Origin of the sequence: Ochrobactrum sp. Marseille-Q0166, assembly GCF_014397025.1 — a bacterium.
Taxonomy (GTDB): Bacteria; Pseudomonadota; Alphaproteobacteria; order Rhizobiales; family Rhizobiaceae; genus Brucella.
The window spans coordinates 997,166-1,023,718 of record NZ_JACJUO010000001.1; the positions used below are offsets into that span (position 1 = coordinate 997,166).

Here is a 26,553-nt window from a genome sequence, read left to right on the forward strand (position 1 = left end):
AGCCTGCTTAATTATTCTGCTGCTTCAAGGCCGCTCAAGCGGGCCTGTACAGCTTCGATGGATTCGCGTTCGATGCGAGCATAATGCTCGAATTCATTAAGAACCTTTGCACCAAGGTCTTCCTCGAAACGCTTCTGGTTCGGGCTTTCCACAAAATCCTGCGTTTCGTCATCGCCAAGGTTCGACTGGAAAATTCCAGCGGCACTGACCGGCAGGAAGTCTTCATAGGTAATTGGATCGAACTGGACAGCGCCACCTTCGATCAGAGTTTCAATATGGGTATCAGGTTTGAAAGCTGCAAGACGTGCGGCGTCCTTGACCGAATAGGCGAAATAGCCAAGGCCTTCTTCGCGAATACCTGCCCATGTGTCAGGGAAAGCGGCAAAGGTGTCACTCAGCGCCTTCACATATTCAGCCGAATTCGAACCATCCGGTGCCGGGCGCGCAACTGCGCGGGTGTCATTGAGCAGCTTGTCGTAAAGCGCACGGCCCTTTGGTGTGAGAGCGACGCCACGCTGTTCGATTTCACCGAAACGGGCCGTGTGGGAGCCCGGGGTCCAGGTACCGTCTGCGCTAACGAACGAAACTTCTTCTTCCAGCGCCTTGAAAGAGGTCTGGCGCAGAAGGATCGGGCATTTGCGGGTTGGTGGACCTTCGACAACAGCTTTCGGATTAATGCCGCGATCCGGCATTTGAGCCTGCACGGCGTCGATGTCGAGCGTGCGTGGTGTCAGATGGTTGATGTGCGGACCCTTGAAGGAAACAACGTCGGCGATCAGGCGATGGGCATCGTGGAGGCGATGGTAAAGCTCGGCGCTGACATTGGCATGATCGTGCCAGCGGAAGGTTTCGAGCACTTCTGCAACGAAGGTTTTCGCGTCAGCTTCATCAAGGCCGCCATTGGCTTCGGCTTTCTCGACAAGCGCGATTGCGCCCGGCGTGAAGATGTTACGCTTCGCGAGAACTTCTTCCGATTCTTCGCGCAGCTTCGCGTCGGCGATCAGATCAAGACGCAGGAGCGAGGTGAAAACGCGGAACGGATTGTGCTTGAGCGCGCTATCGTCGATCGGGCGGAAGGCGGTGGAATGCACTGGTACGCCAGCGGCACTCAAATCGTAATAACCAACCGGGAACATGCCCATGACCGAGAAAACGCGGCGCATCATGGATAGCTCAGCGGCTGTGCCCAAACGAATGGCACCGTGACGTTCTTCGGAAATGCGTTCGAGCGAATCTGTTTCCGTCAGACGCTCATGCAGATGCTTGTCGTCTGCGAGAACTTTTGCGTTCACATCGGAGACGAGTTCCATCAATGTGCCATAAGCAGGCACTTCTTCCTTATACATGGCCGACATGGCTGCCGAAAAGGCTGAGCGAATGGCGTCCGGTGAAACGAATTTCTGCGCGTTCATTGCAAGAGCTTCCGTAGAAGTTGGATCGTCTGCTTAACTGGTATGCGGGATAATAAAAAACATACCGCGATTATGATGAAAATGTATCATATCAGCGGTTTTGCCGTTATGATCGCGACGAACGCAACTATGTTAATGCGAGATTGGAATGAAGCTTAGCAGGAGACTGATCCCCGACATCGCCACGCTGCAAGCGTTTGAATGTGCGGCCCGCCATGGCAGTTTCACGCAGGCTGCCAACGAACTTAACCTCACGCAGAGCGCTGTCAGTCGGCAGATCAAGGATCTGGAAAGCCAGCTCGGTGTATTGCTGTTTGAGCGCATTCGCCAGCGCATTCTGCTCTCTGATGCAGGGCGAAAATTCTTGCCGGAAGTGCGGCGTCTGCTCAACCAGACTGAGGATACGATGTTGCGCGCCATGGCGTCGGCGCAATCGACATCCTCGTTCAGCGTGGCCACCCTGCCGACATTCGGCACGCGCTGGCTGATGCCGCGTATTCCCGATTTCGTCGAAAAGCATCCGGGCATTGCCATCAATGTCGCGTCGCGGTCCGGCGTGTTCGACTTTGAAGAACAGCCTTTCGATCTTGCCATCCATTATGGCCAGCCCGTCTGGGCGCATGCGACCTGCACCTTCCTGTGCTCAGAGGTGATTGTGCCGGTGGCAAGCCCGCGCCTTCTGAAAACGCGCCATCCGGCAACCCCGGAAGAGCTGGAGAATGAGCCGCTGCTGCATCTGGCGACCAGGCCTAAAATGTGGGCGCAATGGTTTGAAAGCTGTGGCGTCGAGGGCAAATCGGCCTATCGTGGCCACCGTTTTGATCAGTTTTCGATGGTGATCGGGGCCGCTCTCGCCGGCCTTGGCTTTGCATTGCTGCCGCTTTATCTGATCGAGCAGGAATTGCGTAACGGCGAACTGGTCATGCTTTTCGAGCAGCCAATGCGGACCGAGAATGATTATTATCTGGTGGTTCCGGAAGGCAAGCTTGAGAACCCGTTGACACAGGTGTTCTGTCAGTGGATCGCAGGACAGGTGGGGAATGTCGTTCTTTAGTATAGGTCATTCCGAACCGGCATGAATTGTTGCGCAAATATTGCTGTCTTTGCGACTTCCACAGCGTGAAATAGCCAGGACGGCAATAGTCGCCGGTTTTTCATTATACGAAATGGTTGTCTTGAATGTTGAACGATCCTCGCTCACATGGCCTTTGGGAAAAGACCGCTCCTGCCGCACCGAAGACCACGTCGCTGAATGGTGACCTGTCTGCCGATGTGGTGATCGTGGGCGGCGGATTTACCGGCCTTTCGACGGCTTTGCATCTGGCTGAGAAAGGCACCAACGCTGTCGTGCTGGAAGGCATCGAAATCGGCTATGGTGGTTCGGGCCGCAATGTTGGCCTTGTCAATGCTGGCATGTGGGTCATGCCGGATGATCTGCCGGGCGTGCTTGGTCAGCAATATGGTGACCGCCTGCTCGACGTCCTCGGCAATGCGCCGAAGCTGGTTTTTGAAATCATCGAAAAACACAAGATTTCCTGTGAAGTTGAAAAGCAGGGTACACTGCATTGCGCTGTCGGAAAAAAGGGTCTCAAGGAACTCGAAGAACGCTATGAGCAGTGGGCGCGGCGCGGTGCCAATGTGAAGCTGCTTGATGCCAGGGAAACCGAAGCCAAGGTCGGGACCAAGGCCTATTCAGGATCGCTGCTTGATCTGCGCGCGGGCACCATTCAGCCGCTTGCCTATGTGCGCGGTCTGGCCCATGCAGCCATTGCTGCCGGTGCCCGGATCTTCACGCAAAGCCCTGTGATCGGCGCCAGCGAACAAAACGGAAAATGGGTGGTCAAGACTGCTTCCGGCACGGTTACGGCCGATTGGATCGTGGTTGCGACCAACGCCTATACCAATGTGCCATGGTCGGAAGTGCGCGCTGAGCTTGTGCATCTGCCTTATTTCAACATGGCGACAAAGCCGCTTTCAGACAATTTGCGAAAGAGCATTCTGCCGGAACGTCAGGGTGTGTGGGACACGAAGGAAGTTCTGTCGTCTTTCCGCTTTGACCAACAAGGCCGTCTGGTGTTCGGTAGCGTCGGTGCGCTGCGCAACACGGGTGCGAGTGTGCACAAAGCATGGGCAAAAAAGTCGCTCAAGCGTCTCTTCCCACAAATCGGTGACGTGGAATTCGAATCGGAATGGTTTGGCAAGATCGGCATGACAAATGACAGTCTGCCGAAGTTCCATCGCCTCGCACGCAATGTCGTAGGCTTCTCCGGCTATAACGGACGCGGCATCGCGCCCGGAACAGTGTTTGGCAAGCATCTTGCGAAGCTGGTTTCAGGCGAGATTAATGAGGCCGATCTGCCGCTGCCGGTCAGTGATCCGAAGGAACAGAGTTTTCGTGGTCTGCGCGAAGCCTATTATGAAGCAGGCGCACAGGTTGCGCACGCCGCTGAGATAATTATTTGAGACTGTCATATAATTGAAGCCTAAGCCGTTTATGGCATCCGCATCGCTTCCAGAGTGGAAGAGATGCGGAAGGCAAATGATCAGATGATCAATGCCCTTCTGCGGATCAAAAATCTGCCGCGCATCTGCGCGAAAATCGGTTTCGATTTTCGTAAAGCACGATGCGCAAATTGAAATCATGAGAGCGACCTTTGTGCGTTCATAAGAACGCACGGCGCTCTCGGGGCATTTTGCTTTCTGAAATCAGTTCCGATTTGTAAGCAGATGTTTTAGAGGCTTGTTTGACAGGTGAGTCATGAACAGGAATGATCGCGCTTCTCGATATGACAGTATCTGCGCCATTTCAGCTCGTATGCAGCGCAATCACGCTGGAGCGGCAGCTCATGCTGCTGAAAACCACACAGAAATTCGAGGAGTAAACTCCATGACCAAGATGTTGAAGCGGGCTACGGCCATTCCAGCTCTTCTTGCTCTGTCCATGGCTGTCGCACAGGCCGACACGTTGACGCTTTACACCTCGCAGCCGGAAGCTGATGCAGCCAAGACGGTTGAAGCTTTCCGCAAGGCCAACCCGGATACGGATGTGCAGATTTTCCGTTCGGGGACGAGTGAACTCCTTACCAAGCTTGCCGCCGAGTTTTCGGCTGGCGCGCCACAGCCTGACGTGTTGCTGATCGCGGATGCGGTAACGATGGAAGGTCTCAAGAAGGACAAGCGTCTGCTCGCTTACACGGACGCCAAAGTCGATGGTTTTGCTGCGGATAGCTATGACACCGACAAGACCTATTTCGGCTCCAAGCTGATCACCACAGGGATTGCTTATAACACGGGTGCGGCTGAGAAGCCGGAGCATTGGTCCGATCTTACCAAGACCGAGTATAAGGGTCAGGTTGTGATGCCCAACCCGCTTTACTCGGGTGCTGCGGCCTATCTCTTAAGCGGTTTCGCTCTCAACAAAGATCTCGGCTGGGATTATTTCAAGAACCTCAAGACCAATGAACTGGCCAGTGTCAAAGGCAATGGCGCCGTGCTTAAATCTGTTGCGAGCGGTGAAAAGCCATATGGCATTCTGGTTGACTTCATGGCGCTCAATGCCAAGGCCAAGGGTTCGCCGATCGAATTCGTGTTCCCGTCGGAAGGTGTGCCTGCCGTGACTGAACCGGTTGCGATCATGGCGACCGCCAAGAACGTGGATGGCGCCAAGAAGTTCGTTGATTTTATCCTGTCGGATGACGGCCAGAAGCTGGCCCTTGAGCAGGGCTATCTGCCTGCCAAGCAAGGTGTCGGCCACCCTGCATGGCTGCCGGAAGGCACCAAGATCAACATCATGTCTATCGACACCCAGAAGGTTCTCGATCAGACTGATGGCGACAAGAAGCAGTTCTCCGAACTGTTTGGCGGATAAAGTCTAAAATGCAGATTTTCCGAGATATTCAGGGCCGTGATACGGCCCTGATTGTTGGTGTAACGTTGATTGTTGCGGTTTTGTCGCTGCTTCCGATGGCGCGATTGCTTGTTGAGCTTGTTGCGCCACAAGGACAGTTTTCGACATCCGTTCTGTCAGAAACGCTTAGCAGTCGCTCGACATGGATTGCCACATGGCATTCCCTGCAGATCGGTATTGGCGGTACGCTGCTGGCGCTGGTGTTTGGCATTGTGGCGGCATTGCTCGTTGGCCTCACGGACATGCGCGGGCGCAATGTCTTTGTGCTTTTTTACGTAACGCCGCTACTGATCGCCCCACAGGTAACAGCCTTGGCCTGGCTCCAGCTTTTCGGACCTTCCAGTCAATTCCTCAAGATCATCGGCATGGCGCCGCCACTGGGAAGCCGCAATCCGCTTTATTCCGTCTGGGGCATTATCTTTCTGCTCGGCGTACAATATGGGCCGCTGGTCTTTCTGATCGTAAGGGCGGGCCTGCGCAAACTCCCGCGCGAACTGGTGGAAGCAGGTCTGAGTGCCGGTGCCAGCAAATGGACCGTTCTGCGCACCATTATTCTGCCGCTGATGACGCCATCGATCATCGGTGCTGCCGCCTTGGCTTTCGTATCGTGCGTTGGCAATTTTGGTATCCCCGCCTTCCTGGGGATTCCATCGAATTATCTCGTTCTGCCAACGCTGATTTATCAGCGTCTTGCTGGCGGAGGGCCGGCTGTTCTCTCCAGTGTTGCAGTGCTTTCAGTGCTGATTGGTCTGATCGCCATGGCAGGAATTGCTGCGCAGGATTATGCCTCTCGCCGCCGCGATTTCCGCATTGTTTCGACGTCACTTCCCGCAGCACCTTTTTCGCTTGGCGTATGGCGCCTTTGGGCGGAACTGGCAGCATGGCTGTTGATCGTAATCGTATTGTTTCTGCCGCTCATTGGCCTGACGCTTTCAGCACTGGTTCCAGCATATGGCGTGCCGCTTACATTTGCGACGGCCACGCTTGAAAATTTCCGCTTTGTCATGCTTGAACACAGCGGTTCGGCCCGCGCTTTTGGCAACAGCATTCTGCTTTCGGTTGTGACGGCGGGTTTTGCGGTGGTGATTGCGGTTCCGCTTGCCTATATGCTCGCATGGCGCAAACGGCGCTGGACGCCGATCCTCAATTTTGCTGCCGAGATGCCCTATGCGTTACCGGGTGTCGTGCTGGCCATCGCCTGTCTGCTGATGTTCTTAAAACCGCTGCCAGTGGTGGGTGTCAGCCTCTATAATACGCTCTGGATCATCTTGTTTGCTTATCTCGCACGCTTCTTCGTGCTGGCGCTGCGGCCAACGGTTGCTGGTCTGCATCAGATTGACCGTGCGCTGGAAGAAGCCGCGCGAATTGCAGGCGCTGGCCTTTTCTATCGGCTCAGGACCATTATATTTCCTCTGGTCGCACCAGCGACGCTTGCAGGCGGCGTGCTCATTTTCATGACCGCATTCTGCGAGCTGACGGTTTCAGCGCTTCTCTGGGCGTCGGGATCGGAAACGCTGGGCGTGGTGATGTTTTCTTTTGAACAGGCGGGCGATTCCGCCTATGCGGCTGCCATATCCATTCTGGCCGTTGCGGTAACATTCATACTGATGCTTGCAACAAATCTGTTTGCGCGGCGTCTTCCAAACGGGGTGCTGCCATGGCGCGACTGAAAATCGCTTCTGTTTCCAAAGTTTTCAACGAATTTCAGGCCCTGTCTGAAGTGTCTCTCGATGTGAAGGACGGCGAGTTCGTTGCCATTCTCGGACCATCCGGCTGCGGCAAGACCACGCTGCTGCGGATGATTGCAGGCTTTGAAGATGTTGACGGCGGCGAAATCCACATTGGTGACAGCCGTGTTTCCCATGTTGACGGCAGCGTGCCACCGGAAAAGCGACAGGTCGGTATCGTCTTCCAGAATTATGCGCTCTGGCCGCATATGACGGTTGCCGAAAATGTCGGCTATAGCCTGCGGGTGGCGAAGGTTGCCAAAGCTGAGCGCGAGTCCCGCGTCAAAGAAGCACTGGCTCTGGTCGATCTGGATGGTTTCGGTGATCGTCGTCCGGCCAATCTTTCGGGTGGTCAGCGGCAGCGCGTGGCTTTGGCCCGTTGTCTGGTAGCAGCCCCTTCGCTGGTCTTGTTTGACGAACCGCTTGCCAATCTCGACGTGCATTTGCGTGCTTCAATGGAAGACGAATTTGCGGCTTTCCACAAGCGCACCGGTACGACGATTATCTACATCACGCATGATCAGGCCGAGGCCATGGCGCTTGCTGACCGGATTGCGGTTCTTGATCACGGCAAGCTTCAGCAGTTTGATACGCCGCGCAAGCTTTACGAAGAACCGGCCAGCGAAATGGTCGCTTCCTTCATTGCGCACGGCATGGTTCTGCCTGCAGAGGTTGTGTCCTTTGCGAAAGCGGGACATTGCGAGGCGCTGGTGCTGGGAAGCCGCGCAGAGGTGCGCTGTTCCGGCATCGAAGTGCCGCGTGCCCATGCGCAACTCTGCGTTCGCGCAGAAGATCTGGTATTGACCGAGGCCGGTGGCATCCCCGTGCGGGTCAAGCGTTCAGTCTATCGCGGTGGCGGTTCGCGCATCGAGGCACATCCGCTCACCAAGCCGGATATTCACCTGCATTTTGAAGTGCGCGATCCGGTAAGACTGGAAGAAGGCGATGAGGTTCGCGTTGCTATTCGCGGTGGCTGGATCATTCCAACCGATGAGATACCGGTGAGAAAAGTCTCAACCGGCTTTCCAATCGGCAACAAGATCTGAATGTGAAAACGGCTCTCTAAAAGTCTGTTTTAACGCGCATCCCGAAAACCGTTTCACACTTTTCGGGATGCGCTCTGCGAGCCGCCCTTATTCTTATTTCTTCTTCATCGCTTCCAGAAGGGCTGCGCCGAAACCGCCGGTTGATGGTTGTTCCGGTTTGCGCGGGGCAAAGTTCTGCTTCTGTGCAGGTTTCGTGTCGCGCTGCGCATTGTTGCGCGGGGCAGGAGCATCGCCGCCGTCCTTGCGCATTGTAAGGCCGATGCGCTTGCGTGGCACATCCACTTCCGTCACGCGCACCTTCACCACATCGCCAGCCTTGACCACTTCATGCGGGTCTTTGACAAATTTATCGGCAAGCTGCGAAACATGGACAAGCCCGTCCTGATGCACACCGATATCGACGAAGGCACCAAAGGCAGCAACGTTTGTGACTGTGCCTTCCAGCATCATGCCGGATTTCAGGTCCTTGATGTCATCGATGCCATCGGCGAAGGTTGCGGTCTTGAACTCAGGGCGCGGATCGCGGCCCGGCTTGTCCAGCTCGGCAATAATGTCGCGCACGGTTGGCAGACCAAAACGCTCATCGACAAAGACGCGCGGATCGAGGCTTTTAAGTGCTGCGCTATCACCCATGAGGCTGCGCACATCGCGGCCGCAGGCGGCAACGATCTTCTTGGCAACACCATAGGCTTCCGGGTGAACGGAGGACGCATCAAGTGGCTCGGTGCCGTTAGCGATACGCAGAAAGCCTGCGCATTGTTCAAAAGCGCGGTTGCCGAGGCGGGCGACTTTCAGAAGTTCCTTGCGGTTCTTGAAAGCACCGGCGTCGTCGCGATGCGCAACAATTGCTTCGGCCAAAGACTTTCCCAGACCCGATACGCGCGCCAGCAGTGAGGCGGATGCCGTGTTGAGATCAACGCCGACAGCGTTCACTGCATCTTCGACCACTGCATCGAGCGAACGCGCCAGACGCGACTGATCGACATCATGCTGATACTGGCCAACGCCGATGGACTTCGGTTCGATCTTGACGAGTTCTGCCAGCGGGTCCTGCAGGCGGCGGGCGATGGAAACGGCACCGCGCAGCGATACGTCGAGCTGCGGAAATTCGGTGGCTGCGGCTTCGGATGCGGAATAGACTGATGCACCTGCTTCCGACACGATGACTTTGAGCGGCTTTGGCGCTGGCATGTCGTTGAGCATATCCACGACAAGACGTTCGGTTTCGCGGCTGCCTGTGCCGTTGCCAATCGCTATCAGCTCGATCTTGTGTTTGCGGATCAGGCTTGCAAGTTCGGCCTGGGTGCCGCGAACATCGTTCTTTGGCGGAAACGGATAAACCGTTGTTGTGTCGAGCAGTTTGCCGGTGCCATCGACGATTGCGACCTTGACGCCGGTGCGGATGCCCGGATCAAGGCCCATGGTGGCGCGCGAACCGGCAGGCGCCGCCAATAGCAGGTCCTTGAGATTGCGGGCGAAGACGTTGATCGCTTCTTCCTCGGCGCGTTCACGCAGGTCGCGCATGAGGTCGAGTGACAAGGAGAGCGAGAGCTTGACGCGCCATGCCCAGCCTGCAACTTCCATCAGCCAGCGGTCGCCGGGAAGCGTTGCGCCGATATTATAGGCTGCTGCAATTTTGCGTTCGACGGGTTTGACAGGCGAGGTATCATCGGCGTCGATTTCAATGTCGAGAGACAGAAAATCCTCATTGCGACCGCGCAGCATGGCCAGAGCGCGGTGGCCTGCAACGTTTGCCCAGCGTTCGGAATGGTCAAAATAATCGGAGAATTTTGCGCCTGCCTCCTGTTTGCCATCGACAACGCGCGAGCGTAGAACGGCGCGTTCTTTGAGATAGTTGCGAAGATTGCCGATCAGTTCGGCATTTTCTGCAAAGCCTTCAGCGATGATGTCGCGCGCGCCATCAAGGGCTGCCTTCACATCGGCAACATCTCCGGTGACATATTGCGCAGCAATTTCTGTGGGGACCAGTCTGCGGTCGGCGAGAATCGCTTCGGCAAGCGGTCCAAGACCGCGTTCGCGGGCGATCTGCGCTTTGGTGCGGCGCTTGGGCTTGTAGGGAAGATAAAGGTCTTCAAGCTCGGCCTTGGTCTGGACACCTGCGATTTTCAGTTCCAGTTCCGGTGTGAGCTTGTTCTGGCCGCGGATCGATTCGAGAATGGAGCTGCGGCGTGCTTCGAGTTCGCGCAAGTAGGCGAGGCGCTCTGAAAGCTGGCGCAGTTGCGTATCATCAAGGCCGCCGGTGACTTCCTTGCGATAACGGGCGACGAATGGCACGGTTGAGCCTTCGTCCAGCAAGCCAATAGCGGCGATTGCCTGTTCGGGCTTTGCATTGATCTCGAGCGCTATAATCCCGGCAATGCGCTTAATATCGTTGGCCATATTCATTCCAATCTCAAATCTTTACGGCGAACATAGTCGGATGCCCGTTTGACGCAATCAAGGCCGATATAGTGGTCCACAGGAAAACAGCGATGATTGCCATTCACGCGCATGTGAACGGCATGGACCTTTTTAAATCGGATTTGAGCGATACATATATCGTGAAATGACGATATGAAGGAAGATCAGCGAGGTGACCGTGATGTCGGACATTCAATCTGTAGCACAGTCTGCTTCATTGGCTATGCCGTTGGACGAGATACTCAAGGTGCTTGGCCATCCAGTTCGACTCGACATTTTAAGCTGGCTCAAGCAGCCGGAGAAGCATTTCTCCGCGCAGCACATGCCCCTGGAGATGGGTGTGTGCGCCGGTCAGTTCGAGCGGTGCGGCCTCTCCCAGTCCACCGTTTCGGCTCATTTGTCCGTGCTGACGAAAGCGGGGCTGATTACGCCTCACCGCGTCGGCCAATGGACCTTCTACAAGCGCGATGAGGCGGCGATTGCCGCCTTGCTCAAATCACTGTCCGATCTTTAATCCAATCTTTCCCATTTGCCCAATCTTTCCCATTTGAAGGAATGTATCTATGGCCACATTGTTCGATCCAGTCACAGTCGGCGATATCAAGCTTGCCAACCGCATCGTTATGGCACCGCTGACGCGCAATCGCTCGCCCCGCGCTGTGCCAAACGACCTCAACGTCACCTATTATGAACAGCGCGCAAGTGCTGGTCTCATCATCACCGAGGCAACGCCGATCAGCCATCAGGGGCAGGGCTATGCCGATGTGCCGGGCCTTTACTCCGATGAGCAGCTTGCCGGCTGGAAGCGCGTAACTGATGCGGTTCACAGCGCAGGCGGCAAGATCGTCGTGCAGATGTGGCATGTGGGTCGTATTTCGCACAACAGCCTGCAGCCAAATGGCGGCAAGCCTGTCGCACCTTCGGCCATCACCGCCAAGTCGAAGACCTATCTCGTGCATCCCGACGGCACCGGCGAATTTGCGCCAACCTCGGAGCCACGCGCACTTGAAAAGAGCGAGCTGCCGGAAATCGCGGCCACCTATGCCAAGGCTGCAAAGAATGCTGTGGAGGTAGCCGGGTTTGACGGCGTCGAAATTCACGCGGCAAACGGCTATCTGATCGATCAGTTCCTGCGTTCAGGCAGCAACCACCGCACTGACGAATATGGCGGCTCCATCGAAAACCGCGCGCGCTTTTTGTTTGAAGTGGTGGATGCGATTACCAAGTCGGTTGCACCGGGCAAGGTTGGTATTCGTCTTTCGCCGGTCACGCCTGCCAATGACGCATCGGATCCGGATCCACAGCCGCTGTTTGACTATGTGCTCGAAAAGCTTGCCTCTTACGGTCTTGCATATATTCACATCATCGAAGGCGCGACCGGCGGTCCACGCGATTTCCAGCAGGGTCCGCAGCCATTTGATTATGCGCGTCTCAAGCAGGTTTATCGCGATGCCGGTGGCAAAGCGGCCTGGATGGTCAATAATGGCTATGATCGCGACCTTGCTGAACAGGAAATTGAAAGCGGCCGTGCCGATGTGGTTGCCTTCGGCAAGCCATTCATCTCCAATCCTGATCTCGTGCGTCGTTTGAAAGAAAATGCGCCGCTCAATGAGCTGGATCAGCAACATATGTATGGCGGCGGCGCCAAGGGTTACACGGATTATCCAACCCTCGCCTGATAGAAGTGAAAAAAGCCGCCATGCCGGTCTGCAAATGGCAATTTGTCTGCGTTCCGATGCTCATGTACCCAAAAGTACACTCCGCTTCGGTACTCGAAAATCACCATTTTCGCCAAGGCCTGCCGCTTTTTAATTCCGGCACTTACTCATAAATAAAAAGCCCGGCCATGAGCCGGGCTTTTTTATTACAGACGTGCGCGCGTTGAGCGCGGTGTTGCCAACAGCAGATTGGTTTCGCTGGCCTTGATCCCCGGCACAAGTCGGATGCGGCGCAGCACGGCATCAAAATCGGTCAGCGTTGCGGCACCCAGTTCCACCACCAGATCGAAACGACCATTTGTGGTGTGGATGGCTGAAATTTCGGAGAAACCGCCGAGCGCCTTGACCACCCGGTCGGCGACATGGCCTTCGATTTCGATCATCATGATACCGCGCACCGGCAGATCAACTGCGTCAGAGCGCAGGATCACCGTATAGCCGATGATGTCGCCAGATTGTTCCAGACGTTCCATGCGCGAACGGACGGTCGCGCGCGAAACGCCGAGATCAATCGCAACATCCGATATGCTGCGTCGGCCATTGTGACGTAAAAGCGTGATAAGCTTTTCATCCAGATCGTCCATGTTTTCTCCATTTTGAAAAGCCAATCCGACATTCTGATAAACCAAACCGTTAAAATTGCCAATCCGGTTGCTTCACTTCGCCAAGCTTAAATGGTCAATCTAAGACAATAATTTCTCAGGAGTAGCACTTTATGCATTGCAAGATTTTGGGATTGCCGGTTCAGGAAGGTACGGGACGTCTGGGTTGCAATATGGGGCCCGATGGTTATCGCGCCGCTGGCATCGCGGATGCAATTCGCGAACTTGGCCACGCGTATACGGATCTCGGCAATCTGGCACCGGCTAAGTTGCGCCCGCTGACCCACCCCAATCCTGCGATCAAGGCTTTGCCGCAGGCTGTCGCCTGGATCGAAGCGATCAGTGAAGCCGCTTATCGTGAGAGTGAAGAAGGTTTCCCGATCTTCCTTGGTGGCGATCATCTGCTTGCAGCAGGCACTGTTCCCGGCATTGCACGCCGCGCAGCTGAAAAAGGTCGTAAGCAATTTGTGCTCTGGCTTGATGCCCATACGGATTTCCATACGCTGGAAACAACGGGCAGCGGCAATCTGCATGGTACGCCTGTGGCCTATTACACGGGCCAGAAGGGGTTTGAAGGCTATTTCCCGGCATTGGCAGCGCCGATCGATCCCGCCAATGTCTGCATGATGGGTATTCGCAGTGTTGATCCGGCTGAACGCGATGCGATCCAGAAAACTGCGGTGTCTGTCTTTGATATGCGCCTTATCGATGAGCATGGTGTGGCAGCGCTGCTGCGCCGCTTTCTCCAGCGTGTGAAGGACGAAAACGGCCTTCTGCATGTGAGCCTTGATGTTGATTTCCTTGAGCCGTCGATTGCGCCAGCAGTCGGCACCACGGTTCCGGGCGGAGCGACCTTCCGTGAAGCACATCTCATCATGGAAATGCTGCATGACAGCGATCTCGTGACAAGCCTCGATCTGGTTGAACTTAACCCGTTTCTCGATGAACGCGGACGCACTGCAACCGTGATGGTTGACCTGATGGCGAGCCTTTTGGGGCGCAGCGTCATGGATAGACCGACCATCAATTATTGAACCCAGGTAGCGGCACCGAGGTTTTCGGGAGGCGCTTTAGTCTTTGTTTTAAAACATGTGTTTGACGGAAAATCATATCTGCTTTTCCGCGACATGCTTGAGGAGTAATCATGACCCAACCGAACCTTAATATCGTCCCCTTCGTCAGTGTCGATCATATGATGAAGCTGGTGCTATCCGTCGGCGTCGAGACCTTCCTCAAGGAGCTTGCCGATTATCTGGAAGAGGATTTCCGCCGCTGGGAGCGCTTCGACAAGACGCCGCGTGTGGCTTCGCATTCCGATGAAGGCGTGATCGAACTGATGCCGACAAGCGACGGTACGATGTACGGCTTCAAATATGTCAACGGTCATCCGAAGAATACGCGCGATGGACTGCAGACCGTTACGGCATTTGGCGTTCTTTCAGATGTTGGCAGTGGCTATCCGATGCTTCTGACCGAAATGACCATTCTGACGGCGCTGCGCACGGCTGCAACTTCGGCCGTTGCCGCCAAGCATCTTGCACCAAAGAATGCACGCACGATGGCGATTATCGGCAATGGCGCACAGAGTGAATTTCAGGCTCTGGCATTCAAGGCAATTCTCGGTATCGACAAGCTGCGTCTATACGATATTGACCAAACTGCTTCTGAAAAATGCGTGCGCAATCTTGAAGGCGCAGGCTTTGACATTGTGATCTGCAAGAATGTCGAAGAAGTGGTCGAGGGTGCGGATATCATCACGACGGTTACTGCCGACAAGCTCAATGCAACGATCCTGACCGACAACATGGTTGGCGCGGGCGTGCATATCAATGCGGTTGGCGGCGATTGCCCCGGCAAGACAGAACTGCACGGCGATATTCTCCGCCGCTCGGACATCTTCGTCGAATATCCACCGCAGACCCGCATCGAAGGCGAAATCCAGCAGCTTCCGGAAGATTATCCCGTTCATGAATTGTGGGAAGTGATTACCGGCAAGACTGAAGGTCGCAAGGATGCGCGTCAGATTACGCTGTTCGATTCGGTGGGTTTTGCAACCGAAGACTTTTCGGCTCTGCGTTATGTTCGCGACAAGCTTCAGGATACGGGCTTTTATGAAGAGCTTGATCTTCTGGCAGACCCGGATGAGCCACGCGATCTTTACGGCATGTTGCTGCGACACAAGCAGCAACTTGCAGCAGAAAAGTCCAAGCCTGCCGCATAAAAATGAAACGCCTGCTGCTCAATGAGTGGCAGGCGTTTTTATAATGGTTTACGCGAATGGCGGGGGGCGGAAATCTTGCCGCCATGTGTTGCAATTGCCATTTCAAAACTATCGGCGATGCGCCGGGCGCGATCAATAAAAACAATGGCGCCCTCGGGCGGAAAAATCTCGCGTGCCGTCTGTTCAAACAGCTCCAGCCACCGGTCGAAATGATCGCCTCTCAAGCCAAGCCGCAGATGCGGCGGCATGGGACGGCCTTCGTAGCTGCCGGTTTTCAGAATGACCGATGACCAGAATTCCGTGATCTGATCAAGATGGTGATTCCAATCTGCAACGGCTTGCGTGAAGATTGGGCCTATGACCGCGTCCTCGCGCGCACGCCCATAAAATGTATCCACCAGCTGCTTGATGGACGCCTTGTCGATGGAGGGATGAGGCTGATTGATAAGAACAGTCATTTTCTTTGCCGGTTTGATTTGTGAGGCAAATAGTGCCTTCGTGCTTGATATAGTCCTGCAGTTTCTCTGATGCCAGAGCAGCTTGACCGCAAACGCCACGGGATGATGAGTTTATCTATTAGAATGATCTCAAATTAAATTATAGCTCTAACCAATTGATTATTCTTTTATATTAAAAAATTTATACAGCTATTAAGACATAGAAGTGTGCATATTTAAAATGATATTTTTTACATTTCGTATTAAATTTTTCTAAATAGATAGGTTTCTTTAAATTAGGTTTTATTCAGATTAATTCTTTTGGATGCTATTCGTAGAGTATCCGAATGCATTTGATTTTTTTTAAATATTATTAAATTATATAAATACAACGTATACATGATATGGGGGTGTGTATGCCAAATTCTACAGCAGATTTGGTTCCATTTCATAATATAAGTTCCATCGAAGCTATTGAAATAACAAAGACAAGCTTGGAAAGTGGATGGACGAACCTATATGCCTCGATCGTGAGAGTGCAGCCTTTTAGTTCCTCATTTTCTTCCGTTGATTCGCTGCTTATTTCCATGGTTCTTAAGGGACAGTCACGTGCAAGGTGGGAGGTGGATGGCGAGCTATCGGAAATAGTTCTTGAGCCTGGAGCAATAATTATTCTTCCTCCAGGAGCTCCAATTGAAGTAAATATTAAAGATCCTGTTGAATTCATAAACATTTATATATCTAAAAATTTATTTAATGATGTCATAATAGAGTTTTCTTCTTATACTAGTAGTATATTGCGTCTAGATAATTTTATTTTTTTGTTTGATGATTTTATTGAGAATATAATAAAATCATTGATAGATATACTATATGTTGGAGGAAGGTTCTCTTGTATGGAAGCGCAATATATAGTTCGTGTTTTAGTGGCGCGCGTTGTATCGAAATACTCCGAGAGCACTTCTAAAGATCTGAATATGGATGCGGGATTGTCGGTCCCTGTTCTTCAAAGGACATTCAATTTTATTGATGAAAATCTTCATAGGCGGATTGTAATTGAACGATTAGCTGAAACTGCGGGCGTCGGGGCGGCTCAATTTGCAAGATTGTTCAAGCGAGCAACCAATGTCACCCTTCATCAGTACATTATTAAACGCAGAGTGGAGCGAGCGCGTCACCTCTTGATGGAAACGCATATGTCGATAGCAGAGATTGCGCACGAGTGTGGCTTTGCGGATCAGGTTCATCTAACGCGCTTTTTCGGGCGTATAATCGGAACAAGTCCAGCGTCATTCAGAAAAAAAGAACGCAGGATTTAATAATTCAAAAATAACTTTATTAGAAATTTTGTAATTATCAGCCTAAGATGGTCGATATCAGCATAGACAAAATAATTCCGATCAAGAAATCTCATGATGGGTAGTCATCGTTTTTGAGGGGGATCGATTCAGCATATATTATGAAATGCAGATTTCTGACATATTTCGCGGAAATGAATATTTCTTGCTGCGGACTGTTCTGTATAAATTTTTTAGATGATTTTCTTTTGTAATGACCATGTCAGCTGATCTTATTTCATAAGTGCCTGAAATCGATAGTCATTGACCCTCGAAACTCATTCGCGAATTGAGGAGAGAGTCATGGTTGCAGTTGTCACGAATAAAGCGAGTGGTAGTTCGCGAACTATATCTGGAAATAATATTGTTTTATCTGCTCCAAGCATCGTAAAAATTTACATGGATCCGAAATCTGTTTCGGAATATCAACGAATAGGTGACGATCTCCTCATTAGACTGCATAATGGCGAAGCAATTCGCATTGTTAACTATTATGCCCACTATAATAATGGCCAAGACAGCGATCTCGTCTTTGAAGATGGAAACGGTAAGCTATGGGCCGGCCATCATAGTGATGGGCTTGCCGATTTTAATTTTTCGGAAATTCAGGGTGTAGATCAGCTTGCAGGCGGCGGCGATCTGGGGCCGATTTTGTTAGGTTTGGCTGGCTTGGGCGCGATAGGCGGAGCGATAGGCGCGTCTTCCCGGGATCATGACGATGATACTGATGCAGACGCGGATGCCGATGCAGATGCAGATGCTGATGCTGATGCAGACGCGGATGCCGATGCTGATGCAGACGCTGATGCGGATGCCGATGCAGATGCAGATGCTGATGCAGACGCTGATGCGGATGCCGATGCAGACGCTGACGCAGATGCGGATGCCGATGCAGATGCTGATGCTGATGCAGACGCTGACGCTGATGCGGATGCTGATGCTGATGCAGACGCTGATGCGGATGCCGATGCAGACGCTGACGCAGATGCGGATGCCGATGCAGATGCTGATGCAGACGCTGATGCGGATGCTGATGCGGATGCCGATGCAGATGCAGACGCTGACGCAGATGCGGATGCTCCAGATGCTCCCGAAGTGACGCTTGGAACAGATGGTCGAACGCTGACGATCACGGGCGAGCCGGGTTCGACAGCGACGATCCGTGGCCCGGATGGAGGGGTCCTTGGCAGCGTTGTTATTTCGGACGAAGGGACTGCGACGTTTACGCTTGATCCAAGCGATGGTCAGAATGTGACTGTCACGCTGACGGATGATGCGGGTAACGAGTCGGAAGAAACATCTATAGTTGTTCCGGATACGCTTGCACCGGATGCTGCGACGGTTGCTGTTGATGAGGATGGCTTAACGCTGACGATCACGGGCGAGCCGGGTTCGACAGCGACGATCCGTGGCCCGGATGGAGGGGTCCTTGGCAGCGTTGTTATTTCGGACGAAGGGACTGCGACGTTTACGCTTGATCCAAGCGATGGTCAGAATGTGACTGTCACGCTGACGGATGATGCGGGTAACGAGTCGGTAGAAACATCTATAGCTGTTCCGGATACGCTTGCACCGGATGCTGCGACGGTTGCTGTTGATGAGGATGGCTTAACGCTGACGATCACGGGCGAGCCGGGTTCGACAGCGACGATCCGTGGCCCGGATGGAGGGGTCCTTGGCAGCGTTGTTATTTCGGACGAAGGGACTGCGACGTTTACGCTTGATCCAAGCGATGGTCAGAATGTGACTGTCACGCTGACGGATGATGCGGGTAACGAGTCGGAAGAAACATCTATAGTTGTTCCGGATACGCTTGCACCGGATGCTGCGACGGTTGCTGTTGATGAGGATGGCTTAACGCTGACGATCACGGGCGAGCCGGGTTCGACAGCAACGATCCGTGGCCCGGATGGAGGGGTCCTTGGCAGCGTTGTTATTTCGGACGAAGGGACTGCGACGTTTACGCTTGATCCAAGCGATGGTCAGAATGTGACTGTCACGCTGACGGATGATGCGGGTAACGAGTCGGTAGAAACATCTATAGCCGTTCCGGATACGCTTGCACCGGATGCTGCGACGGTTACTGTTGATGAGGATGGCTTAACGCTGACGATCACGGGCGAGCCGGGTTCGACAGCGACGATCCGTGGCCCGGATGGAGGGGTCCTTGGCAGCGTTGTTATTTCGGACGAAGGGACTGCGACGTTTACGCTTGATCCAAGCGATGGTCAGAATGTGACTGTCACGCTGACGGATGATGCGGGTAACGAGTCGGAAGAACAGCTTGTTGAATTGCCTGATACGCTCGCTCCTGCCGCGCCAATCGACTTGAGTGTGAGCTCTGATGGAACGACACTCACTGGTAAGGGCGAGGTTGGCGCAAAGGTAATAGTGCGTGATTCCAATGAAAATATCATTGGCGAAGGCCTTGTTGGCGACGATGGTGAATTTGAGATTACATTAAATCCCGCACAGACTGAAGGTGGAGAGCTTTCTGTTACTCTTGAAGACGCCGCAGAAAATGTATCTGGGCCGGGCCTCATAACTGCTCCTATTATTGATGATGGTGATGCAGACGCGGACGCTGACGCAGATGCCGATGCGGATGCCGACGCAGATGCTGACGCAGATGCGGATGCTGATGCCGACGCCGACGCCGACGCTGATGCCGACGCTGATGCTGACGCAGATGCTGATGCTGACGCTGACGCGGATGCAGATGCTGATGCCGATGCTGATGCTGATGCCGATGCTGACGCTGACGCGGATGCCGACGCTGATGCTGACGCCGATGCTGACGCGGATGCCGATGCTGATGCTGACGCAGATGCCGACGCCGATGCTGACGCGGATGCTGATGCTGATGCTGACGCTGACGCAGATGCCGACGCCGACGCCGATGCGGATGCGGATGCTGACGCAGATGCAGATGCTGACGCAGATGCCGATGCTGATGCTGACGCTGACGCGGATGCCGACGCTGATGCTGACGCCGATGCTGACGCTGACGCGGATGCCGATGCGGATGCCGACGCAGATGCTGATGCCGACGCTGATGCTGACGCAGATGCAGATGCTGACGCAGATGCCGATGCTGATGCCGACGCTGATGCTGACGCAGATGCAGATGCTGACGCAGATGCCGACGCGGATGCTGATGCTGATGCTGACGCAGATGCTGATGCTGATGCTGACGCTGACGCAGATGCCGACGCCGACGCCGATGCGGATGCGGATGCGGATGCGGATGCTGACGCTGATGCTGACGCAGATGCAGATGCTGACGCAGATGCCGACGCGGATGCTGATGCTGATGCTGACGCAGATGCTGATGCCGATGCCGACGCCGACGCCGATGCGGATGCGGATGCTGATGCCGACGCCGATGCTGACGCGGATGCTGATGCTGACGCTGACGCAGATGCCGACGCCGACGCCGATGCGGATGCGGATGCGGATGCGGATGCTGACGCTGATGCCGATGCGGATGCGGATGCTGACGCTGATGCCGATGCTGACGCCGATGCCGATGCCGACGCAGATACGGAATCGCCAGATGCTCCAGGCGTCACTGTCGGTCAAGATGGTCGTACACTCACGATAACTGGTGAGCCAAATACGACTGCGACGATCTATAACTCTATCGGTGGGATCATTGGTACTGTTGCTCTCTCAGATGAGGGTACTGCCAACTTCACTCTTGAACGCAGCAACGGACAGAATGTCCTGGTCACGCTCGAGGATGCTGCGGGCAATGAGTCCGAGGCAAGCTCAGCCACGGTACCTGATACTCTGGCGCCTCTGGCACCAACAGATATTACCGTCACACCTGATGGTGGCACGATTAATGGTAAGGGTGAGCCAGATACCAAAGTTGTTATCCGGGACTCTGATGACAATATTGTCGGGGAAGGAACTGTTGGACCTGATGGTAATTTCCAAGTTGGTCTTGTTCCTCCACAGCGCGACGGTGGGCAGCTTTCTGTTACACTTGAGGATGCGGCTGAAAATGTATCAGAGCCGGGTTCTGCAACTGCGCCGATAATTGATCCAGATAGCACAATACCGGTTGATGATAATGTTACCGCGGGCGTGGTCGTACAGCCTACAGAGACACCAGTTAGTTATCCGGGTGCTTCCTATCTGGCTCTCATTGGGCTTCTTGGGCTTGATCTGCGTGTGCTCAGTGTTAACTCGGTTGATTTCACTGTTGCTCAGGGACACCAGCAGAATTTGCAGCTTAGTTATTCGCAAGCTGTAGGTTTGGATTTGGCCGGTGGCACATCGATCATTATCCAGAAACTGATGCCAGATGGTACGTGGTCTTCAGTAGACGGAAGTGGTGATGCGACGTTGCTCTCGCTTACATTGCTTGGCAATCGTGCAGAAGCCAGTGCGCTTTTGGGTGAGGGAACCTATCGAGCTTTTGCAGCGGTACAAAACACCGTTAGCGTTGGTTTGCTGGGTAACTTGCAGGTATCGGGAACTGACCTCAATTACCAAGAACCGGCAGGTGTTCAGGTCTCCGCCATTCAGGGTAACATTCTGACCAATGACGGTGGATCAGTGGATGCTGATCATATTGTGACCAATGTTTCCGTGGGTGGTACTCCACATGCGGTTGTTGCGGGCGCGCAGGGTACGACGATTGATGGTCTGTACGGTACGCTCATCATCCATCAGGATGGTTCCTATACCTACACGCCGAATGCAACTCTCGCGAACATCGGCAAGGTGGATCAGTTTACCTACACGAAATACGATCCGCTGACTCAGACAAGTACGACAGCTGAATTGAACATCAGAATTAACAGTGATGGTCAAGGTCTTGTCTGGAATGACGACAACTTTGGAGAAGATGCAACTTACGACTTCGCTGCTACAGATGATGTCAACGGTGCAGGTATCGCCTGGACAAATGTGGTGAATAATAATTTCCACAATTATACGCAAACCGTCAGTGCGCTCTTAGGAGGAGGGCAAGGAGACAGTACCCCATTCACTATCGGCAGCAATATGGATGCCTTTGGTACCATTACCGTTTCGGTCAATCTTGCGGCCGCTGCGACGGGTACCGTTGGTCTGCAGCGACTGGTTGGGGGTTCCTGGCAGAATGTCGGTACGCCTGAATCCTTCCAGATGACCGTCGGTTTGCTGGGTACGATTAAGACCATCGATATTGGCAGCCTCGATCTGCCAGCTGGACAGTATCGCGTTCACACCACGCTGAGTGGCTTGGCGGGATCGGTCAATACGGTAACAGATGTCAAGGTTATCTACACAGATCTGCACGTCATTCAGAACAATCCTGGTGTCGAAGGCAATCTGTTTGAAAATGACGGTAATTTGCCTCTTTCTGCTAAGTTGCAGGTTGAGGGTACGAGTGGCTTTGTAACAATCAGTGCTGCTGGGACAATTATTGAAGGCGTTTATGGCGATCTGACTATCTACAGCAATGGTGAGTACAAGTATCAGCCGCACTCTAATCTGGCCTATGCGGATCGTGAGGAGTCTGACACGTTCACTTATAAGATCGTGCTGCCAAACGGTCATGAATCTACAGCAGAGCTGACGATCAATCTTGAAGAAGGCCTGATGATATCTCGGATGAGCCTCTCTGAAGATGTTGTCGGTGATGCAACTGGCGCAGAGTATGCTGCAAGCGACGTCATACCACTGGGAGATCATTCTGATCCGAATGATGCAAACACTGATGATCAGGACAGTTCCGAGCATAATCTGACGGAAGCTCTGCTTTTGGATGATGGAATCGGCGAAGTGACACTGCCATTTGGCGAAGACGAAACCTCTGATGAGGAAAGCTTCGTCTCCGCATCGATAACGAATGGCTCAGCTACTTCCGCAGATCCGATCCTTTCGGATGATCCATTGTCTCATCTTGTCCCCGATCCACTCTTACAAGAGGATGACCTCAATACCACGCATTCGGTCTGATGCGTCAGCTTTCACCCTTCGCCACTGACTTAATCGGTGGCGAAGGTTCAAAGGACAGATTCCGGTTTGTTGGCCTGTCATAATGGATAATAGATGCGAAAAATCCGGATTTTAAGACGTTTCGCTGCAATATCAATTACTTCATGCCTTTTGGCTGCGTGCCAGATGTCTGCTGACAATCTCGCTTTGGGCGAAAAAACGCTCAAGCAAACGAAGAATTCCGAGGCCCCTCGGCCCCTGTCGATGGCGGGTTCCACCCCCGTGCCTGCTGTTGACAGGGTCAATGTGACAGCTTCTGTCACTCCCAAGACGTCGGATCACGGTTCCCTGACCATGGAAGCCGCGGTCCGGCGGGCCGTGAATTGGCATCCCGTTGTGGAAGAAGCGACAGGCAGAATCTATCAAGCCGATGAGAGAATACGTGTAGCGCAGGCTGGATATTACCCCAAGCTCAATGCTGGAGTGAATTCTGGCTACCAAAGCAATAACCGTGAAGGTTGGCGCCCGCAGTTTAATGTTGGTGCATCGCAATTGCTTTATGACTTTGGAAAAGTTGCAAGCTCGGTTGATGCCGAGCGGGCAGGGAAAGCAATTTATCACGCACGACTGCTTCTGGCCGTCGATAACCTGTCACGCGATACCGCGAACGCCCTTATTGAAGTGCAGCGCTATCGCAAACTTTCGGTCGTTGCGCAGCAACAAGTTGAAGGCGTAAAGCGTATTTCAGCGCTTGTTAAAGAGAGGACGGACAAAGGTGCGAGTACCATGTCCGACAAGGTGCAGGCGGATGCACGTGTCGAATCTGCTTTAGCGACGCAATGGCAATATCAGTCTGAGCTCAATCGCTGGGAAGTTGCACTAGCCGCTTTGATTGGTGGCAGCAAGCCAAACCCAACGAATGAAGTGCCCACATGGCTTGGCAAGTCATGCGATGTGGCTGTGCCTGACTGGGAGGAAGTGCCCGCTATGCTTCAGGCGAAAGCCGAAAAGGAAGAAGCAAAGGCACAGCTCGCTGCTAGCAAAGCAGAAGCCTTTCCCACCGTTTCGCTTGAAGCTTCGACGGGCTACGACCTTAACGCGTCGCGCGATAACACCACCAGCAACGACCGTCAGCCGGAATATTCCTTGGGCGTCAACGTGTCATCCAGCCTCTATAATGGTGGGCAGACACGCGCGCGAAAGCGTGCAGCCATTTATGGGCTTCAATCTGCGGAAGCGGCAATCAGTACAGCACGCGTCGATATGGAGCGAAACCTACTGGAATCGCGAAGCCAAATTGGCACCTTGAGCCGCTTGATGGGGTCGTTAGAGCTTCGCGCAGAAATGATGGTCAAAACGCGTGACCTTTATCGCGAGCAATATGTTGAGCTGGGTACTCGCACTTTGCTGGACTTGCTCAATGCTGAGCAGGAACTGCATGAAGCACGTTTTCAAAGCGCAAATACAGTTCACGATATTCGTCGGCTCAATCTGAATTGCCTCTATAGCTCAGGCAAGATGCGGCAGAGCTTTGGTCTTCATACAGCAATGCTGACGGGAAGGTGGACAGCTCAATGAAGCCAAATGACACACATTCAACCCTAGAAACGCCACTTGATGCAGCATTGATAAGTGGTCAGCAAGCGCTTGAAGCGGCTGAGGACTTTAAACGGGAGGAGTGGCTTGAGGCCCTGCACATTATAGCAAAGCATTATCGGATACCGATTTCGGTACAAGGTACAAAGCTTGCTGCTGCTGCAGATCAGAATACTGATAACGCAATGCGCATACGTGCAATGGCGCGACATATGGGATTGGGTATCAGATTAGTTGATTCGCAGAAAATTACCCTTTCGACATGGCATGTGCCGTTTATTTTGGCGCTTAGTAACGGCCAGCTTGCCGTCGTTCGTACGATATCTAAAAATGGAGATGCCAGCGTATGGCTCAGTGGAGAGAAAGGGCTGGAGCAACCTTTTCAACTGCAAGAGCTGTTGGCGGAAACTAAAGAAGTCGTTCTGGCGCGCCCATCCAAAACAGTGCCTGATGCGCGTGTAGATGCCTATATCCAGCCTTATGAAGAGAACTGGCTACGTCGAATTTTATTTCGCGACCTTGGCTCTTATGGGCATGTTCTCATTGCTTCGCTGGTTGCTAACACACTCGGCCTGGCAGGGATTTTATTCTCTATGCAGGTTTATGATAGAGTGGTGCCAGCGCAGTCATTTAATACGCTTTACGTATTATTCAGCGGTGTTCTGCTGGCCATACTCTTCGATTTTCTGATGCGGCGTGCCCGTATGGGCATCATCGATGTGCTGGGTAAGCAAACAGATCTACAGATGTCTGATGTCGTTTTTGGACACGCGCTGCGAGTTAGAAATCAGGCGCGCCCAACCTCGACGGGTTCGTTTATCGCACAGTTGCGCGATATTGATCAGGTTCGGGAGTTGCTGACTTCAACAACGGTAGCAGCGCTGGCCGACTTGCCGTTCTTCCTGTTGTTTTTGCTCATTTATTGGCTACTCGTCGGGCCCTTGGTTTTTATACCGCTTGGTGCGCTCGTCCTGCTCATCTTGCCTGGACTCTTCTTACAAAGACGCCTACGCAAATATGCCAATGAAGCGATGCGTGAGGCATCCTTGCGCAATGCAATGCTTGTAGAAACGGTGCAAGGCATCGAAGACATCAAGTCGCTACAAGCTGAAGATCACTTTCAGCAGCAGTGGAACCATTTTAATGCGGTCACAGGTGAAGCGCAGATCAGGCTGCGCTCGCTTACAAACAGCCTGAGTGTATGGACACAGAATGTACAGGGGGGTGTTTATGCGCTTACAGTTTTTGTCGGTGCGCCGCTAATCATTGAAGGTGACATGACGACGGGTGCGCTTGTGGGCGCTTCGATCCTCGGCTCTCGTATGCTGGCACCCATGGGACAATTGTCGCAAATCATGGGTCGCTTACAACATGCGCGCATTGCGAAGAAGGGCCTGGACCAGCTTATGAAAATGCCGGTCGATCACCCGGAAAGTGAGACCCGCATTCATTGCCCAAAAATTGACGGATCCTATAAGCTGAAGGCCGCAGTCTATCGGTATGGTGACGAAAAGTTAGCCCCCGTACTTCTGGTCAAAGATATGAAGATTTCGTCCGGTGAACGCATCGCCGTTTTGGGGCGCAATGGTGCTGGCAAGTCAACTCTATTGCTTGCACTGTCAGGGTTGATGGAGCCTTCTGAAGGGGAGGTTTTGCTTGATGATTTGGCTTTGTCGCAGATCGATCCTGCTGATGTGAGGCGAGATATCGGCTTATTGACGCAAAATTCACGCCTGTTTTTTGGCTCGTTGCGCGACAACATCACGATGGGTGCGCCTGATGCTTCTGACGCTGAAATTCAGCGGGTATTGGCCATGGTGGGCGCGGATGCCTTTGTTCGCGGACTGCAAAAAGGGTTGGAGCATGTGGTGCAGGAAGGCGGTGGTGGGCTTTCCGGCGGGCAAAAGCAGGCAATTTTGCTGGCGCGTCTTCTTATTCGCGATCCTTCCGTTGTGTTGCTTGATGAGCCAACCTCATCAATGGATGAAGCAACTGAACGCCATTTCATAGCGCAGTTTGCAAAATGGAGCGCTGGTCGCACTGTTGTTATCGCAACGCATCGCATGCGGGTGCTTGAGCTGGTTCAACGAATGATCGTGATTGAGAACGGTCAGGTGGCACTTGATGACGGCAAGGAACGGGGATTGCAAACCCTGCTCGGCATGAGCAAGGTAGAAGCACCTAAGCAGGCGTGA

At 53.4% G+C, this 26,553-nt stretch carries 17 protein-coding genes; 13 read left to right on the top strand and 4 right to left on the bottom strand.

Features of this window, described 5'->3' with window-relative positions; translation table 11 throughout:
• Positions 1 to 11 precede the first annotated feature (11 nt).
• Positions 12 to 1,412, bottom strand: coding sequence for a VOC family protein (locus tag H5024_RS04725; protein ID WP_187544258.1), 1,401 nt, complete (start codon positions 1,410 to 1,412; stop codon positions 12 to 14).
• A gap of 148 nt (positions 1,413 to 1,560) precedes the next feature.
• On the opposite strand from H5024_RS04725, the gene H5024_RS04730 reads away from it, so the two are divergent.
• From H5024_RS04730 to H5024_RS04750, 5 genes are all read left to right on the top strand, one after another.
• Positions 1,561 to 2,466, top strand: a complete 906-nt coding sequence (locus H5024_RS04730) for a LysR family transcriptional regulator (RefSeq protein WP_187544259.1) — start codon at positions 1,561 to 1,563, stop codon at positions 2,464 to 2,466.
• Between the two features lie 125 nt (positions 2,467 to 2,591).
• Positions 2,592 to 3,875, top strand: coding sequence for an FAD-binding oxidoreductase (locus H5024_RS04735; protein ID WP_187544260.1), 1,284 nt, complete (start codon positions 2,592 to 2,594; stop codon positions 3,873 to 3,875).
• Between the two features lie 424 nt (positions 3,876 to 4,299).
• Positions 4,300 to 5,280, top strand: coding sequence for an ABC transporter substrate-binding protein (locus H5024_RS04740; RefSeq protein ID WP_187544261.1), 981 nt, complete (start codon positions 4,300 to 4,302; stop codon positions 5,278 to 5,280).
• 8 nt (positions 5,281 to 5,288) lie between these two features.
• A complete protein-coding gene (locus tag H5024_RS04745; protein ID WP_187544262.1) occupies positions 5,289 to 6,989 on the top strand; it encodes an iron ABC transporter permease in 1,701 nt (566 codons plus the stop codon).
• Positions 6,977 to 8,092: an ABC transporter ATP-binding protein gene (locus H5024_RS04750; RefSeq protein ID WP_187544263.1), complete on the top strand. Its 1,116-nt coding sequence runs from the start codon at positions 6,977 to 6,979 to the stop codon at positions 8,090 to 8,092. The genes H5024_RS04745 and H5024_RS04750 overlap by 13 nt, the downstream gene beginning before the upstream one ends.
• A gap of 93 nt (positions 8,093 to 8,185) precedes the next feature.
• Here H5024_RS04750 and H5024_RS04755 read toward each other — a convergent pair whose 3' ends face one another.
• On the bottom strand, positions 8,186 to 10,492 hold the full coding sequence (locus H5024_RS04755; RefSeq protein ID WP_187544264.1) for a Tex family protein: 2,307 nt from the start codon (positions 10,490 to 10,492) through the stop codon (positions 8,186 to 8,188).
• Positions 10,493 to 10,694: 202 nt separating this feature from the next.
• Here H5024_RS04755 and H5024_RS04760 point away from each other — a divergent pair, with 202 nt between their 5' ends.
• Together H5024_RS04760 and H5024_RS04765 are read left to right on the top strand one after the other, a co-directional pair.
• A complete protein-coding gene (locus tag H5024_RS04760) occupies positions 10,695 to 11,027 on the top strand; it encodes a helix-turn-helix transcriptional regulator (protein WP_187544265.1) in 333 nt (110 codons plus the stop codon).
• 49 nt (positions 11,028 to 11,076) lie between these two features.
• Complete coding sequence (locus H5024_RS04765; protein WP_187544266.1) at positions 11,077 to 12,192, top strand: alkene reductase; 1,116 nt, start codon at positions 11,077 to 11,079, stop codon at positions 12,190 to 12,192.
• Between the two features lie 185 nt (positions 12,193 to 12,377).
• Here the strand turns inward: H5024_RS04765 and H5024_RS04770 are convergent, their stop codons facing one another.
• Positions 12,378 to 12,815: an Lrp/AsnC family transcriptional regulator gene (locus tag H5024_RS04770; protein ID WP_007876167.1), complete on the bottom strand. Its 438-nt coding sequence runs from the start codon at positions 12,813 to 12,815 to the stop codon at positions 12,378 to 12,380.
• 131 nt (positions 12,816 to 12,946) lie between these two features.
• Between H5024_RS04770 and rocF the strand changes: the two genes are divergently transcribed.
• Positions 12,947 to 13,867: an arginase gene (gene rocF, locus H5024_RS04775; RefSeq protein ID WP_187544267.1), complete on the top strand. Its 921-nt coding sequence runs from the start codon at positions 12,947 to 12,949 to the stop codon at positions 13,865 to 13,867.
• Between the two features lie 110 nt (positions 13,868 to 13,977).
• On the top strand, positions 13,978 to 15,054 hold the full coding sequence (locus H5024_RS04780) for an ornithine cyclodeaminase (protein ID WP_187544268.1): 1,077 nt from the start codon (positions 13,978 to 13,980) through the stop codon (positions 15,052 to 15,054).
• Positions 15,055 to 15,092: 38 nt separating this feature from the next.
• Here the strand turns inward: H5024_RS04780 and H5024_RS04785 are convergent, their stop codons facing one another.
• Complete coding sequence (locus tag H5024_RS04785; protein WP_187544269.1) at positions 15,093 to 15,512, bottom strand: group III truncated hemoglobin; 420 nt, start codon at positions 15,510 to 15,512, stop codon at positions 15,093 to 15,095.
• Between the two features lie 395 nt (positions 15,513 to 15,907).
• On the opposite strand from H5024_RS04785, the gene H5024_RS04790 reads away from it, so the two are divergent.
• The 4 genes from H5024_RS04790 (at position 15,908) to H5024_RS04830 (ending at position 26,553) form a co-directional block, all read left to right on the top strand.
• The gene (locus H5024_RS04790) at positions 15,908 to 16,810 is read left to right on the top strand and encodes an AraC family transcriptional regulator (protein WP_187544270.1); all 903 of its coding nucleotides are present in this window, start codon (positions 15,908 to 15,910) and stop codon (positions 16,808 to 16,810) included.
• A 321-nt stretch (positions 16,811 to 17,131) separates the two neighbouring features.
• Positions 17,132 to 22,783 (top strand): BapA/Bap/LapF family large adhesin, encoded by a 5,652-nt coding sequence (locus tag H5024_RS21125; protein ID WP_210309593.1) that lies wholly within the window; start codon positions 17,132 to 17,134, stop codon positions 22,781 to 22,783.
• A gap of 165 nt (positions 22,784 to 22,948) precedes the next feature.
• A complete protein-coding gene (locus tag H5024_RS04825) occupies positions 22,949 to 24,340 on the top strand; it encodes a TolC family outer membrane protein (RefSeq protein ID WP_187544271.1) in 1,392 nt (463 codons plus the stop codon).
• Complete coding sequence (locus tag H5024_RS04830; protein ID WP_187544272.1) at positions 24,337 to 26,553, top strand: type I secretion system permease/ATPase; 2,217 nt, start codon at positions 24,337 to 24,339, stop codon at positions 26,551 to 26,553. The genes H5024_RS04825 and H5024_RS04830 overlap by 4 nt, the downstream gene beginning before the upstream one ends.